Annotated in this window: 13 protein-coding genes; 8 read left to right on the top strand and 5 right to left on the bottom strand. The window is 61.9% G+C overall.

The genetic code is table 11. The features are described 5' to 3' along the window. Window positions 1–424: 424 nt before the first annotated feature. Genes BLU24_RS01310 through BLU24_RS01275 form a run of 8 tightly spaced genes read left to right on the top strand, consistent with a single transcriptional unit; the run spans window position 425 to window position 9,434 of the window. Window positions 425–1,339, top strand: coding sequence for a GDP-mannose 4,6-dehydratase (locus tag BLU24_RS01310; protein WP_090287769.1), 915 nt, complete (start codon window positions 425–427; stop codon window positions 1,337–1,339). Further along, window positions 1,336–2,307: a GDP-mannose 4,6-dehydratase gene (gene gmd, locus BLU24_RS01305; protein WP_093096591.1), complete on the top strand. Its 972-nt coding sequence runs from the start codon at window positions 1,336–1,338 to the stop codon at window positions 2,305–2,307. Before BLU24_RS01310 ends, gmd begins: the two co-directional genes overlap by 4 nt. A gap of 3 nt (window positions 2,308–2,310) precedes the next feature. Beyond that, a complete protein-coding gene (locus BLU24_RS01300; protein ID WP_093096587.1) occupies window positions 2,311–3,753 on the top strand; it encodes a mannose-1-phosphate guanylyltransferase/mannose-6-phosphate isomerase in 1,443 nt (480 codons plus the stop codon). After that, window positions 3,754–4,551 carry an ABC transporter permease gene (locus tag BLU24_RS01295; protein ID WP_093096584.1) on the top strand — a complete coding sequence of 266 codons (798 nt, stop codon included), beginning with the start codon at window positions 3,754–3,756 and terminating at the stop codon, window positions 4,549–4,551. Continuing rightward, window positions 4,551–5,816, top strand: a complete 1,266-nt coding sequence (locus BLU24_RS01290) for an ABC transporter ATP-binding protein (protein WP_093096581.1) — start codon at window positions 4,551–4,553, stop codon at window positions 5,814–5,816. Before BLU24_RS01295 ends, BLU24_RS01290 begins: the two co-directional genes overlap by 1 nt. Beyond that, window positions 5,813–7,189 (top strand): glycosyltransferase family 4 protein, encoded by a 1,377-nt coding sequence (locus BLU24_RS01285; protein ID WP_093096578.1) that lies wholly within the window; start codon window positions 5,813–5,815, stop codon window positions 7,187–7,189. The genes BLU24_RS01290 and BLU24_RS01285 overlap by 4 nt, the downstream gene beginning before the upstream one ends. After that, entirely contained in the window at window positions 7,173–8,303 is a 1,131-nt protein-coding gene (locus BLU24_RS01280) for a glycosyltransferase family 4 protein (RefSeq protein ID WP_093096575.1), read from the top strand. Before BLU24_RS01285 ends, BLU24_RS01280 begins: the two co-directional genes overlap by 17 nt. Then, on the top strand, window positions 8,304–9,434 hold the full coding sequence (locus tag BLU24_RS01275) for a glycosyltransferase family 4 protein (RefSeq protein WP_090287781.1): 1,131 nt from the start codon (window positions 8,304–8,306) through the stop codon (window positions 9,432–9,434). 119 nt (window positions 9,435–9,553) lie between these two features. Here BLU24_RS01275 and BLU24_RS01270 read toward each other — a convergent pair whose 3' ends face one another. The 5 genes from BLU24_RS01270 to BLU24_RS01250 form a co-directional block, all read right to left on the bottom strand. Next, on the bottom strand, window positions 9,554–11,584 hold the full coding sequence (locus tag BLU24_RS01270; RefSeq protein ID WP_093096572.1) for a pyridoxamine 5'-phosphate oxidase family protein: 2,031 nt from the start codon (window positions 11,582–11,584) through the stop codon (window positions 9,554–9,556). 43 nt (window positions 11,585–11,627) lie between these two features. After that, entirely contained in the window at window positions 11,628–12,254 is a 627-nt protein-coding gene (locus tag BLU24_RS01265) for a glutathione S-transferase family protein (RefSeq protein ID WP_093096568.1), read from the bottom strand. Window positions 12,255–12,355: 101 nt separating this feature from the next. Beyond that, a complete protein-coding gene (locus BLU24_RS01260) occupies window positions 12,356–13,282 on the bottom strand; it encodes a LysR family transcriptional regulator (RefSeq protein ID WP_093096564.1) in 927 nt (308 codons plus the stop codon). A 146-nt stretch (window positions 13,283–13,428) separates the two neighbouring features. Beyond that, window positions 13,429–14,694: a serine hydroxymethyltransferase gene (gene glyA / locus BLU24_RS01255; RefSeq protein ID WP_093096561.1), complete on the bottom strand. Its 1,266-nt coding sequence runs from the start codon at window positions 14,692–14,694 to the stop codon at window positions 13,429–13,431. A 26-nt stretch (window positions 14,695–14,720) separates the two neighbouring features. After that, entirely contained in the window at window positions 14,721–15,902 is a 1,182-nt protein-coding gene (locus tag BLU24_RS01250; protein ID WP_093096555.1) for an aspartate aminotransferase family protein, read from the bottom strand. Between the last annotated feature and the right edge of the window lie 2 nt (window positions 15,903–15,904).

Raw genomic sequence — 15,904 nt, 5'->3', positions numbered from 1 at the left:
ATCCCACGATGAAGCAGCCGTCCCGGCAACCTCATGCTGTGACGGCCGGGCACGGGTTTCAGCCGGCATTGCCGCTGCTGATCCCCAACTACCTCAGACACGTCTTCGTTCTTGTTTTAGTGGTCGGTTTCACCCTGTTGCGCAATACCCGCAGCGAACCTGGGGAATGGCGACGAGGGCCATTCTAAACACATCCATCGCAGCTCCGGGAACCGCCCGCCGAGAATAAATCCGGCTACGCTGACGAGAACTGACCGGTCACGGTTTGCCCTGTTGAAATTGCCGCGCAATTGGCACAGATTGGGCACAAACAACTACAACAACGGACTTCGCCCGTCTTTCAACCGGTTTTTCCATCGGTCTGACAGACCTCTCCTTAAACTCTGTGGGAAAGTGCGCAAGTTCAAGACCAAGGGGTCGCTGCTTGAAAAAACGTCTGTTCGTCACGGGCCTTACCGGTTTCGTGGGACAACATCTTCAGTCTCGTCTGGCCTCGCCTGATTCGACATGGGAGTTGCTGCCTGCCGCAGCGCCCTACGACCTGACGGATGCCGAGAGCCTCAGTGATCTGTGGCCGCAAATGCCCGACGCGGTGATTCATCTGGCCGGACAAACTTTCGTTCCTGAAGCCTTCCGCGATCCGGCACGCACCCTCGCCATCAATCTGTTCGGCACCCTCAATCTGTTGCAGGCGCTCAAGGCCCGTGGCTTCACTGGCACGTTTCTGTATGTCAGCTCCGGCGATGTCTACGGACAGGTCGGCGAAAGCGCTTTGCCAATTACCGAACAGCATCCGCCCTGCCCGCGCAACCCGTATGCCGTGAGCAAATTGTCCGCCGAGTTTCTCAGCCTGCAATGGGGCCTGAGCGAAGGCTGGTCGGTGCTGGTCGCGCGCCCCTTCAATCACATCGGCAGCGGGCAGAAAGACAGCTTTGTCATCGCCAGTGCCGCGCGCCAGATCAACCGCATCAAACTTGGCCTGCAAGGGCCACAACTGGAAGTCGGCGACATCGACGTCACCCGTGATTTTCTCGATGTCGGCGATGTGATCTCGGCCTATCTGGCGCTGCTTGAAAGCGGTACGGCCGGGCAGGTCTACAACATTTGTTCAGGCCGCGAGCAAAGCATTCGCAGCCTGATCGAACAGCTGGGCGACCTTGCCGAGGTCGAGTTGCAACTGGTGCAGGACCCGGCGCGGATGCGCCGTGCCGATCAGCGTCGCGTTTGCGGCAACCACGCAAAACTGGCCACAGCCACCGGATGGGCGCCGGCCATCACCACACAACAATCCCTGCGGACGATCCTGTCCGACTGGGAGACGCGAGTACGACAAGAATGACCAAAAGTGCACTGATCACAGGGATCACCGGCCAGGACGGCGCGTATCTGGCCAAATTGTTGCTCGACAAGGGCTACACGGTTTACGGCTTCGTCGCCCGACGCAGCAGCGATTCACGCTGGCGTCTGCGCGAAATGGGCGTCGAAGCCGACATCGTCTATCTGGACGGTGACATGGCCGATGCGTGCTCGGTACAGCGTGCAGTCATTCAAGCCAAACCCGACGAAATCTATAACCTCGCCGCGCAAAGCTTCGTCGCCGCCTCGTGGAATCAGCCGGTGACCACCGGCATCGTCGACGGCCTGGGGGTCACCCATCTGCTCGAGGCGATCCGCCAGTTCAGTCCGCACACGCGCTTTTATCAGGCCTCGACCAGCGAAATGTTCGGCTTGATCCAGGCGGAGCAGCAGGACGAAAACACCCCGTTCTACCCCCGAAGCCCGTATGGTGTGGCCAAGCTCTACGGCCACTGGATCACCGTCAATTACCGCGAAAGTTTCAACCTGCACGCCAGCAGCGGCATTCTGTTCAACCATGAATCACCGCTGCGCGGTATTGAATTTGTGACGCGCAAGGTCACTGACGCCGCAGCACGCATCAAGCAGGGCAAACAGCAGGAGCTGGCGCTGGGCAACATCGATGCGAAACGCGATTGGGGCTTTGCCGGTGATTATGTCGAAGCCATGTGGCTGATGCTGCAACAGGACAAGCCCGACGATTTCGTGGTCGCCACCGGCGTCACCACCACGGTGCGGGAAATGTGCCGGATCGCCTTCGATCACGTCGGCCTCGACTACCGCGACTTTGTGAAGATCGACCCGGCGTTCTTCCGCCCGGCCGAAGTCGAAGTGCTGCTCGGCAATCCGGCCAAGGCTCAGCGGGTGCTGGGCTGGAAGCCGAAAACCGACCTGGATACCTTGATCCGCATGATGATGGATGCGGACATGAAACGCGTCGCCAAGGAGTAGGCCATGCTGATCCCCGTGATTCTGTCCGGCGGTGCCGGCACCCGTTTGTGGCCGGTGTCCCGCGAGGGCCACCCGAAACCGTTCATGACCCTGCCCGACGGTCAGTCGCTGCTGGGCAAGACCTACCAGCGTGCGGCCGCGTTGCTGGACGGCTGGGGCGACATCGTCACGGTGACCAACCGCGAATACTACTTCCAGAGCAAGGATCACTATTGCGCCGCGCAGGTGTCGCGCCATCGCGGGCATTTCCTGCTGGAGCCGAGCGGGCGCAACACGGCGCCGGCCATCGCCGCTGCCGCACTGGCCCTGCAGGCACTGCATGGTGACGAGGCAATCATGGTGGTGATGCCCGCCGACCATCTGATCATCAATCAGGACGCACTGAAAAACGCGGTCGAACATGCGGTAAACCTGGCGAAGGACGGCTATCTGGTGACCTTCGGCGTGGTGCCGACCGCGCCCGAAACCGGCTTCGGCTATATCGAAACCGGCGCACCACTGGACGCCAAAGGCGCCGCCAAGGTGCAGCGCTTCGTCGAAAAGCCCGATCTACAGACTGCCACGCACTATCTGGAAAGCGGCAATTTCCTCTGGAACTCAGGCATGTTCTGTTTCACCACCGCCGCGGTGATTGCCGAATTGCAGCTGCACGCACCAGAGTTGCTGGAACAGACTCGCGCCTGCATGGCCGCCAGCGCCCCGGTGGAAACCGTCGGCGGCCTGCAACAGGAACTGTCGCCAGCCCTGTTCGCCGAGATCACCGACATCTCTATCGACTACGCGCTGATGGAGCGCTCGGAAAAAGTCGCGGTTGTACCGGCCGGTTTCGACTGGAGCGACATCGGTTCGTGGAGCGCCGTCGCTGCGCTGATTCCGGCCGATGCCGATAACAACCGCGCCAGCGGCGAAGCGATCTTCGTCGACAGCCACAACAACTTTGTCCAAAGCGAAGGCCGCCTGGTGGCGGCCGTCGGTGTGGATAACCTGATCGTCGTCGATACCGCCGACGCCGTGCTGATCGCCCATGCCGACCGTGCGCAGGACGTGCGGCGCGTGGCCAGACAGTTGAAAGACAAAGCCCACGAAGCCTATCGCCTGCACCGCACCGTCAGCCGGCCGTGGGGCACCTACACCGTGCTCGAGGAAGGCCCGCGCTTCAAGATCAAGCGCATCGTGGTCAAGCCCGGCGGCAAGTTGTCATTGCAGATGCACCATCACCGCAACGAGCACTGGGTGGTGGTCGAAGGCATGGCCAAGGTCACCAACAACGGTACGGGCACGCATCTGGTGGCGAAAAATGAATCAACGTTCATCGCTGCCGGCCACCGCCATCGCCTGGAAAACCCGGGGGTGATCGATCTGGTCATCATCGAGGTGCAAAGCGGCGAGTACCTGGGCGAGGACGATATCGTCCGCTTCGAAGACCAATACGGCAGGACCGTTTGAATGCTGCTTTCCCTGTACCGTTCGATGCGTAGCTACCGTGGATTCATCCTCGGCAGCGTCAAGCGCGAGTTTCAGTCGCGCTATCGCAACTCGCTGTTCGGCGCCCTGTGGACGGTGCTCAATCCGTTGTCGATGATCGTGGTCTACACGGTGATCTTTTCGCAGATCATGCGCGCGCGCTTGCCGGGGGTGGAGGATGGTCTGGCGTACAGCGTTTATCTGTGTGCCGGCCTGTTGACCTGGGGCCTGTTCGCCGAAATCACCACGCGCAGCCAGAGCATGTTTCTGGAAAACGCCAACCTGCTGAAGAAAATCAGCTTCCCGCGCATCTGCCTGCCGGTGATTACCCTGCTCAATGCCGGGATCAACTTCGCGATCATTCTCGGGCTGTTCTTCGGCTTCCTGCTGATCAGCGGGCGCCTGCCCGGCATGGCCTTGCTGGCACTGATACCGCTGCTCGTCGTGCAAGTGATTTTCGCCGCCGGACTGGGGATGCTGCTGGGCATGCTCAATGTGTTCTTTCGCGATGTCGGGCAAATGTTCGGCATCTGCCTGCAGTTCTGGTTCTGGCTGACGCCCATCGTTTATCCGTTGTCGATCCTGCCACCGGGCATTCAGCACATCATCAGTCTCAACCCGATGACCGCGCTGATGACCAGCTATCAGAACGTCTTCCTTTACAACCAATGGCCGCACTGGCCTGCCCTGCTGCCGTTACTGATCATCGGACTGCTGCTCTGCGCCATGGCATTGCGCCTGTTCCGTCAGCGAGTCGGTGAAATGGTGGACGAACTCTGATGGGACACCTACGCGTCACCGGGCTGGCCAAAGCCTACAAGCAATACCCGAACCGCTGGAGCCGCCTGCTGGAATGGCTGGTGCCGTTCTCCCGCGCTCGACACAACCTGCACTGGGTACTGCGCGACGTCGACTTCGAGATCCAGCCCGGAGAAGCCGTGGGCATCGTCGGCGTCAACGGTGCGGGCAAGAGCACCCTGCTGAAGATGATCACCGGCACCACCCAACCGACCTGCGGGCAGATCCATCTGCAGGGCCGCGTGGCCGCGCTGCTGGAGCTGGGCATGGGCTTTCATCCGGACTTCACCGGGCGGCAGAACGCCGTGATGGCCGGGCAACTGCTGGGCATGCAGGTCGAAGAGATCGCCGCGCTGATGCCGCAGATCGAGAGTTTTGCCGAAATTGGCGAGGCCATCGATCACCCGGTGCGCACCTACTCCAGCGGCATGCAGATGCGCCTGGCGTTCAGCGTCGCAACGGCGCGGCGCCCGGACATTCTGATCGTCGACGAAGCGCTGTCGGTCGGCGACGCCTATTTCCAGCACAAGAGCTTCGAACGCATTCGCAGCTTCCGCAAGGCCGGCACCACCCTGCTGATCGTGTCCCATGACCGCTCGGCCATCCAGTCGATCTGCGACACCGCGATCCTGCTGGAACACGGCCGGCTGGCGATGCGCGGCAAACCCGAAGAAGTCATGGACTACTACAACGCCATGCTCGCTCAGCGCGAAGGCCAGATCGTGCGCCAGGAGATGCTTGCCAACGGTCAGGTACAGACCATTTCCGGTACCGGCGAAGCTGGGATTCTCAGCGTGCGCCTGCTCGATGCACAGGGCCGCAGCCTCGAAGTCGCCGAGGTCGGTCAACCGGTGGTGCTGGAGGTGCAAACCGAAATCCGCGAAGACATCGAACGGTTGATTCTCGGCTTCATGATCAAGGACCGCCTCGGTCAGGCGATCTATGGCATCAACACCCATCGGCTGGATAAAGCCGTCACCGATTTGCGCGCGGGCGAGCGCGTGACGTTCCGTTTCGCCTTCGACATGCGCCTGGGCAAGGGCAACTATTCGGTGGCCCTGAGCCTGTCCCGGCTGGACTCGCACCTGGATCGCAACTTCGAATGGCGTGACTACGGCTTGATCTTCCATGTGATCAACAACCGTCAGGAGGACTTCGTCGGCTGCTCCTGGTTGCAGGCGCAAACCGACATCACCCGTTCCAGCGAAAACCTCGTCCAGTTGCCTGACACGGAGAGCCTGCGATGACCCGCCTGTTGGTCGAGTGCACCTACGTTTTTGAACACCCGGACGCCAATTCGGGGATTCAACGGGTGGTGCGCAATGTCATTCAGCAATTGCCGGCTGCTGACGAAAACATTGAATGCATCCCGGTGGTGATGATCGACGGCGGCCTCTATGAAGTGAAAAGCCTGGCGCCGCTGAAATCACTCAAGCTCGACTTGATCGGCCTGCGGGTGAAACTGGAGCAATGGGCCAATGCGTTCTGGCTGCGTCATCGTGCGGTGGAACGGCGCTGGCCGTTCAACCGCTCGCATTTCACCCGCAGGGTTCTTTACGTTGGCTGCCGACTCACGGCGTTCGCCTGTTTCAGCTTGCCGATGCGCCTGCTGGAACGCGCGCTGAAGGGCAAACACATACCCGAGCGCTGCGTGCCGCTGGCGCACCGCGCTGGCGATCAACTGGTGCTGCTCGACTCCTCATGGCACGCCAATTTCTTTCCCCTCGCCGAACAACTCAAGCGTGACGGCGTGGGCATTGTTTCGGTGATCTACGACCTGATCCCGCTGACCCATCCGCAGTTTTGCGACGCCGGGCTGGTCAAGGTCTTCAACGACTGGTTCGACTGGATCGCGCGGACTGCCGATGGCTATGTGGCGATCTCGACGACCATCCGCGATCAGGTGCGCGAGGAAATGCAGCGCCGGATCGGCTCACACCAGGTCGGTCAACGCTGGTTCGACTATTTCCATCTGGGCTCCGAACTGGACCTGAGCGAAGCCAATGCTGAGGTTGATCGCGGCTTGCAGCAGTTGTTCATGTCGGCCGAACCGGTGTTCCTCATGGTCAGTACCATCGAGCCGCGCAAGAACCATGCTTACCTGCTCGATGCCTTCGAACGCGCCTGGGCCGGCGGTTCGAAAGCCCGTTTGTGCATCGTCGGCAAGATCGGCTGGAAGTGCGAGGCATTGATCGAACGCATCCGCAAACACCCCGAGCTGAACCGGCGCTTGTTCATGTACAACGCGCTGTCCGATAAAAGCCTTGAACACGCTTACTCCCATGCCACCGCGCTGGTGTTTCCGTCCTACGTTGAAGGTTTCGGTCTGCCGCTGGTGGAAGCCATGCAACGCGGACTGCCGGCCATGGCCAGCGACATCCCGGTATTCCGTGAAATCGGCGGGGACTACATGGCCTATTTCGATCTGGCGAACCCGCAGAGCCTGACTGACCTGGTGATCAGCCTGGAGCACTCCGGTGTGTTCCCGGCAGCGCTGAGCCTTGAACACTGGCGTTGGCTGAGCTGGCGCGAGGCGAGCGCGCAACTGGTCGAACGCATCTCGCGCCATCTGGATGCATCCCTGCCTGCCCCCGAGAGTCAGCATGCGCATTGCTCTTAACGCGCGCATTCTGCAGGCACCGCGCACCGGCATCGGCCATTACGTGGCTGAGCTGGTCAGCGCCTTGCGGCTCGAACCCGATGTCGAACTGACGCTGTTTCACGGCTGGGGCTGGAGCTCTGCGTTGCCGCAGGCCGCCCTGCCCGGTTACTCACGTTTGACTCCATTGCTGCGGCAGATCCCCGGCGCGTATCAGGCGCGACGCTGGCTGGAGCAGAAACGCTTCGATCAGGGCCGCACGCAAGGCATTGACCTTTATCACGAGCCGAGCCTGTGGCCGCTGGTGTTCGACGGTCCGACGGTGATCACTCTGCATGACCTGACGCATCTGCATTACCCCGACACCCAGCCAGCGGCGCGGATCAAGGAAATCGAGCGCCGACTGGAAACCGGGGTGCAACAGGCGCGTTTGATCCTCACCGACTCCCAGGCGATTGCAGACGAAGCCCAGGCGTATTTCGGCCTGCCTGCGGAGCGCTTTGTCGTGGCGCCACTGGGCGTCGCCGAGCGTTTCTATCCGCGCGAGGCGAGCGCCATCGACGCCGTGCTCAAAGCCCACGGCGTCGAAGCACGTCAGTATTTTCTGTGTGTCGGCACGCTGGAGCCGCGCAAGAACCTGAGTCTGGCCTTGCGCGCGCATGCCTTGCTGCCGCAGGCCCTGCGCGAACGCTTCCCGCTGCTGATCGTCGGCATGGCCGGCTGGCAGCGCGAGCAGTTGAGCGACGAGCTGCGCCAGGCGCTGGCCAGCGGGCATGTGTGTTTGCTCGGCTATCTGCCTGACGAGGATGTCGCGCAATTACTGGCGGGCGCACGGGCGCTGATTTTCCCTTCGCGTTATGAAGGTTTCGGGTTGCCGGTACTGGAGGCGATGGCCAGTGGCACGCCAGTCGTGATTACGCGGTCTTCGGCGATGCCGGAAGTCGCTGGCGCTGCCGGCAACTATATTGAAGCTGACGATGCACCAGGCCTGCGCGATGCGATGAGCCTTCTGATTGACGATCAAACGCATTGGCAGGAATGCCGAGCGGCCGGCCTGCAGCAGGCACGGCTTTTTTCCTGGCAACGTTGTGCACAGGCTACGGCCGGTGCCTACCGCCAGGCCATGGGAGGTTGAATGCGCGTTCTTCATTTTTTCAAGACGTACCTGCCTGACTCGGTCGGCGGCATCGAGCAAGTGATCTACCAGCTCTGCGAAAGTGGTGCGCAACATGGCATCGACGGGCAGGTGCTGACACTCAGTGCCGACCCGACACCGCCCGTGGTTCAACTCGGCCGGCACGAAGTGCACCGGGCCAGACTGGACATTCAGTTCGCCTCCACCGGTTTTTCCTGGAGCGTGTTCAAACAGTTTCGCGAACTGGCCGCCGAGGCAGACGTGGTCAATTACCACTTCCCGTGGCCGTTCATGGACCTGGTGCACTTCGCCAGCGCGCTGAACAAACCGAGCGTGGTCACCTACCACTCCGACATCATTCGCCAGAAGCACCTGCTCAAACTCTACCGGCCGCTGATGAACCGCTTCCTCGCCAGCGCCGACCGCATCGTCGCCGCTTCGCCCAACTACCTGCACACCAGCGATGTGCTGCAGCAATTTCAGGACAAGACCCGGGTCATCCCCTACGGCTTGAACAAGGCCGGTTATCCACAGGCCGACAGCGAGCGCATGAATCGCTGGCGCCAGCAGCTTGGGGATAAGTTTTTCCTGTTCGTCGGGGTGATGCGCTACTACAAGGGCCTGCATATTCTGCTCGATGCCCTCAAAGACGTGGACTATCCGGTGGTGATCGTCGGTGCCGGGCCACTGGAGCTGGAACTGCATGCACAGGCGCAGGCATTGGGCCTGCGCAACATTCATTTCCTCGGGCGCCTCAGCGATGAAGACAAAGTCGCCCTGCTGCAACTGAGCTACGCGATTGTCTTCCCCTCCCACCTGCGCTCCGAAGCCTTTGGCATTTCGCTGCTCGAGGGCGCGATGTACGGCAAACCGATGATTTCCAGCGAGATCGGCACCGGCACCAGTTACATCAATATCCACAACGAAACCGGGCTGGTGGTGCCACCGAGTCAGCCGCTGGCGTTTCGCGAGGCCATGCGCACGCTCTGGGACGATCCGCAACGTGCGGCGGCCATGGGCGTCAAGGCCGAAGCGCGCTATCGGCAGCTGTTCACCGCCGATGACATGGGTCGCAAGTGGACGAAGCTGTATCAGGAACTGCTGGAGGAAAAGGCCCTGTCCTACGCCTGATTCGGATTCACCCGAATCCGAATCAGGCGTGAGCCTGCTCGCGATAGCGTCAGAACAGCCTACCCTGTGCCAACTGAGAAATTGCCATCTCGAGCAGGCTCACTCCTGCAGGGTGCGTTTTAGAGATCCAGCACCAGCGGCTGCGCACTCTGCGCCGGCACCGCACAGCAAACCAGCACATGCCCTGCTTCGGGAATTTCCGCCGGCGCCTGTGGATAATTTACCGCGCCACTGACCAGGCGGGTCTTGCAGGTGCCACAGGAACCGCCGCGGCAGCTGAATTCCGGGCGCAATCCGCGGCTCTCCGCCAGTTCCAGCAGACTGCCGCCCTCTGGCTGCCAACGCGCCTCTTTGGCCGAGCGTTCGAACACCACCGCCACCGAACTGGTCGCCGCTGGCGGTTGTTCGATGACGATCGCATCCGCATCCGCTTGGCGTTTCAAGGTCGATGGGCCGAAGGTTTCCGCATGAATCTGTGCGTCCCGCACATCCAGTTCACGCAGGCTGTCGTACAGCCCCTGAGTGAAGCCGCCGGGGCCACAGAGCACGAAGTCGATCTGGTCGAAATCGTCGACGTCGAGCAGATTGCGCAACACGGCGCCATCGATGCGCCCGGTCAGATCGAAATCCTCGCCCGCGCGCGCATCGGCCTCCGGTTGGCTGAGCAAGCGCAGGACCCGCACGGCCTCACCGGAGCGCTTGAGCAAGCGGTCCAGCTCCTGACGAAACGGCTGGTCGGCGAGGCTACGCGAACTTTGCAGCAACAATGTCGGACGGATCCCGCGCGTGCGCAGCCCCTGATAAACCACCTCGCGCAACATCGACAGCAACGGCGTGATGCCAACACCCGCGGCCAACAACACCAATGGCCTGCGCGCCAGTGGCGCCACGGTGAAATGCCCTTGCGGCGCCCGCGCTTCCAGCACATCGCCGACCCGTATCTGCTGATGCAGGTGCGATGAAATCAGGCCTTCGCGCTTGACGCTGATGCGGTAGAAACCGTCCGACGGCGCACTGGACAAGCTATAGGTGCGGATATGCACCTCGCCATCGAGGGTAAAACGCAACGGCAAATGCTGGCCGGCAAGAAATACCGGCAGCCCGGCGCCATCGACCGGCTCCAGATAGATCGAACGAATGTGACGGCTCTCCGCTTCGATCTTCGCCACGCGCAACGGCCGCCACTGATTGCCCAGTGCCTGGGCCTGCAGACGCGCATCAGCCTCAGCCCAATTGCCGGTGAGCAGGCTGGTCGGCGACATGCCGTCGAAGCGCCAGCGCAACGCCAACGCCGCCGGACGTCGCACGACCTGTTCCACCTCGAATGTCCACAGCCGCTCCGCACCTTGAAACGCTTCGATCTGCGGGTCTTCGAGAAGGATCTCGGTTCGCCCGCTCAGGTGCAGCAGATCGCCTGTGGAAAAGTCGATGAACAGCAAGCCAGCCTTGGGGTTGAGCAGCAGATTGCCCAAGGTGTTGAAGTGCAGATTGCCGGCGAAGTCCGGGATGGTCAGCCGATTGCCTTCTAACCGCACGAAACCGGGCTGACCGCCGCGATGGGACACATCCACCGAACGCTGTCCGTCGACATCGACGTAACTGGCGACGAAAAACGTATCGGCACTCGTGATCAGTGCGCTGGCCGCCTCATCGAGACTGTTCAGGTGCTGAGCCGGGCGCGTTTGCGGATCGCTCAGCGGTACACGCTGAAACTGGCGCAACTGAATGTATTGCGGGCAGTTGCCGAACGCCTGGTCGACGCTCAGTTCGAAGCCGTCAGCCGTGAGGTTGGCGACATGCCCGTTGAGGCGATTGCGCCGCCGCGTGTGCAGTTCGATACCGAGCAGACCGACCGGCTCGCCGTCGCGCAGTTGCGCCGGGTCGTCGGGGGCCGGCCGGCTGGTGAAATGCAAATGCTCGGGGTCCAGCGAATCGGCGAAACCCGGCTCGCCCTCGAGCACACTGGCCCACGGCCGCCCCTGTGCATCGACCGCGCCGAGCAGCATGAATGGCAATTGCCGGTAGAACTCGCGGTGCTGATCCGGCATCCAGTTGCGAATGACCTTGCGCCCGAACGCCTCCATGCGTTCGGCCACCCCTACGTGGGCCTGCAACTGCTGCTCGCCGGCGTGCCAAGGTGAACGTTCCATCACGATTCTCCCCTGCGCCAGCGGCGCAGTCTGGTTGCGCCTGTCAGGCTGAGGTTTGCAGACCGGCAATCGTGCGCGGCATGCCGACGAAACCGGGCAAGGCTTCGACCCGGGCCAGCCAGGCGCGAACGTTGCCATAGTCGTCCAGCGAGACATTGCCCTCCGGCGCGTGAGCGATATAGCTGTAGGCGGACACGTCGGCAATGCTCGGTTCGGCGCCGGCCAGGAAAGCGCTTTGGCCCAACTCGACATCCATGACCTTGAGCAGGTTGTGCGCACGGGCGATCGCTTCTTCAGCGTTTAACTGGGCGCCAAACACTGTCACCAATCGCGCGGCTGCGGGGCCGAAGGCAATCGGGCCGGCGGCGGCGGACAACCAGCGCTGCACGCGCGCCGCGCCGACCGGGTCAGCCGGCAACCAACGCCCGTTGCCGTATTTTTGCGCCAGGTACACCAGAATCGCGTTGGAGTCGGCGAGCACCACGCCGCCGTCATCGATGGCCGGTACCTGGCCAAAACTGTTGATCGCCAGATACGCCGGCTGCTTGTGCTCACCTTTGGCCAGATCGACGAAAATCAGCTCGGTCGGCAGCTGCAACAGGGACAACATCAGCTCGACACGGTGGGCATGGCCGGAGCGTGGAAAGTTGTAGAGTTTGATCGCTTGCATGGTCGACTCCGCTGGTGAGGTGTCGTCCGAATTGACGTCACCGATGGCAGCGATCTTCCACGAATGTTCAAAACAACAGAATAACCAGCAGCCGCAATCAATTATTTCACTGGCTGCAATAACGCTGCGTTCTGCAGGGCCGGATGCTCGCGCAAGGCCTGCACGGTGAAGTCGACAAAACTGCGCACCCGCGCCGCTGCCTTGCGCCCGCCCTGATACACCACGTGAATGGGCAATGCCGGCAGTTCGAACTCGGCGAGGACGATCTCCAGTTCGCCGGCCGCGACCTTGCTCGCCACTTGATACGACAGCACCCGCGTCAATCCGAGGCCGAGACTGGCGGCCGTGATCGCCGCCTGATTGGCGGTCACCACCAGTCGCGGCTCGGGGCGCACGAACAACGGTTCGCCGTGTTCCTGAAACGGCCAGTTGCGTGGCTGCCAGGCAGCAGAAGTTGCCACCACCGGCATTGCGGACAGCGCCTGCGGATGTTGCGGCCGGCCATGTTGCGCCAGGTATTGCGGCGAACCACACACCACGCGCCGCACCTCGCCGACGCGGATCGCGTGCTGACTGCTGTCCGGCAGCTCACCGATACGCACCGCGACATCAATGCCCTCCTCGACCATGCTCACCACCCGATCAAGCAACAGCGCATTGATCATAACGTCCGGATACTGCGTCAGATACGCCGCCATCAGCGGCGTCACGAACAACTCGCCGAACAACACCGGCGCCGTGACCGTCAACTGCCCACGCGGCTGCGCATGACTGCCCGCCGCCGAATCCTCAGCCTCCTGCACCTCCAGCAGAATCCGCCGACAGTCGTCCAGATAACGCTGACCGGCTTCGGTCAGATGCACGCTGCGCGTGGTCCGCACCAGCAACTGCGTACCGATCCGCTGCTCCAGCGCCGCCACCGCCCGCGTCACACTCGCCGCCGACAACCCCAGCCGCCGCGCAGCGGCAGAGAAACCCTGCTCTTGGGCGATGGTGGTGAAGATGTGCATTTCCTGGAAGCGGTCCATGGGATTCCCCGGTTCGGATATCGGAAGGCAGATACCAAAATCGCAGCCGAAGCTGCGATTTCCTTGTGCTGGATTACACGATAAGAGCGTTCGCGGCAAACAGCCTGTTACTCAGGCTTTAGCCGATGCTGATACTACTGCCAGACTCAGCGATAGACCGGAAAACGACGGCACAGCGCGACAACCTGTTCGCGCACGTGGTGCCCGACCTTGTCGCTGCTTCCGTTTTCCAGGGCGTCCAGTATGTCGCATAACCAGCCGGCCACTTGCTCGCAGGCTTCCACGCCAAACCCGCGGGTGGTCACTGCCGGTGTACCAATACGAAGGCCGGATGTCACAAACGGTGAGCGCGGGTCATTCGGTACCGAGTTTTTGTTGGCGGTGATATAGGCATTGCTCAGGGCCGCGTCTGCCTCCTTGCCGGTGTAGGGCTTGTCGGACAGGTCGATCAGCATCATGTGGTTGTCGGTGCCGCCCGAGACGATTTTGTACCCGCGCTTTTGCAACACCCCGGCCATGGCCCGGGCGTTGATGACCACTTGGGTCTGATAGATGCTGAACTCAGGCGCAAGCGCTTCCTTGAACGCCACGGCCTTGGCTGCGATCTGGTGCATCAGCGGCCCGCCCTGCACGCCGGGAAACACAGCGGAATCGAGCTTTTTGTAGAAGGCTTCATCCTGCCCCTTGGACAAAATCAAACCGCCGCGTGGCCCGCGCAGGGTTTTGTGTGTGGTACTGGTGACCACATGCGCATGGGGCAGCGGGTCTGGGTATTCGCCCGCGGCGACCAGCCCGGCGACATGGGCCATATCGACCCAGAAAATAGCCCCGACCTTGTCGGCAATGCTGCGCATGCGTGCCCAATCCTTGTACCGCGAATACGCGGAGAAACCACCGATCAGCATTTTTGGGCGTGTCTGCAGTGCGATTCGCTCCATCTCGTCATAGTCGAGAAAGCCGGTTTTCGGGTCCAGTCCGTAAGGCACGATGGTGTAGTGACGCCCCGAAAAGTTGGCCGGGTTGCCGTGGGTCAAGTGACCGCCCTGGGCCAGGTTCATGCCCATCACCGTATCACCGGGATTGATCAGTGCGAGGAAGACCGCCGCGTTGGCCTGGGCACCCGCATGGGGTTGTACGTTGGCGTAGTCGCAGTCGAACAGGGCCTTGACCCGCTTGATGGCCAGCCGCTCGGCTACATCGACGTACTCGCAACCGCTGTAATAGCGCTTGCCGGGGTAGCCTTCGGCGTACTTGTTGGTGAGTACCGTGCTCTGGGTTTTCATGACCAGCGGGCTGGCATAGTTTTCCGAGGCGATCAGCTCGATATGGTCTTCCTGGCGATGCTCTTCGTTGTGAATCGATTCATACAGCTCAGGATCGAAAGCGTTGAGGGTCAGCGTCGAGTCGTACATGGGCAAAGTGTCCTTGGTCAAAGAATTCAAGCGGCGGGTGACAGCAGGCGGGTGATGCGCGCGGCGATGTCGTCGATCTGTGCGTCATCGCAGATCAGCGGCGGTAACAGGCGCACGGTGTTGCCCCGTGTGACGGTGATCAGCAGACGTTGTTCTTCACGGGCCCGGCCGACCAGTTCGGCGCATGGGCCATTGAGCTCAATGCCGATCATCAAGCCGATGCCGCGAACGGACACCACCTCGGGATGGTTGCCCAGCGCCAGCTTCAAGGCCGCCAACAAGCGGCGGCCCGAGGCAGCGGCGCGTTGCGGTATGTGATCGCGCTGCATGATGTCGAGCACTGTGCAGCCGACCCGGCAAGCCAGCGGGTTACCGCCGAACGTGGACGCATGGTGGCCGGGGGAAAACAGCTGGGCGGCCTTGCCCCGCGCCAGGCATGCGCCGATGGGGAAACCGTTGCCCAGCGCTTTGGCCAGGGTAATGACGTCCGGCTTGATGTCCGCATGCTCAAAGCCAAACCAGGTACCGGTGCGGCCCAGCCCGGTCTGCACTTCATCGATCATCATCAGCCAGTCGTGTTCGTCACACACTTGGCGCAGGGCCTGCAGGTAGCCGGCAGAGGCGGCGTGCACACCCCCCTCACCCTGCACCGGCTCGACGAGCACCGCGACGATATCGGGAGACTGCGCCGCGACCTGGCGAATCGCCTCGATGTTGTCGAAAGGCACCCGCACAAAGCCCGACATCAGCGGCTCGAAGCCGCGATGCACGGCGGGGTTGCCGGTGGCGGCGAGAGTGGCCAGGGTGCGCCCGTGAAAACTGTTTTCCATGACCAATACTTGCGGCTGGGCCACCTGCCGAGTGTTGGCATGCAGGCGGGCCAGTTTGAGCGCCGCCTCGTTGGCCTCCGCTCCGGAGTTGCAGAAAAACGCCCGCTGCATGCCCGATAACAGGCACAGTCGTTCGCCCAATTGCTCCTGCCATGGGATGCGAAACATGTTGGTCGTGTGCAGTAACACCGAGGCCTGTTCGGCGATGGCCGCGGCAATTTCGGGGTTGGCATGGCCCAGGCTCGTCACCGCCACACCGGCGATGGCATCCAGATATTCAACACCCTCGGTGTCCCACAACGAGGCGCCCTGGCCTCGGCTGAACGAAACCGGTTGGCGAGCTGAGGTGTGCATGAGGTAAGCGGGTGCAGCGGACATTG

Source organism: Pseudomonas sp. Z003-0.4C(8344-21) (genome assembly GCF_900104975.1).
In the GTDB taxonomy this organism is placed as follows: Bacteria; Pseudomonadota; Gammaproteobacteria; order Pseudomonadales; family Pseudomonadaceae; genus Aquipseudomonas; species Aquipseudomonas granadensis.
The sequence above is the reverse complement of the archived record's forward strand: the minus strand, read 5'-3'. Positions and strand labels throughout refer to the sequence as shown.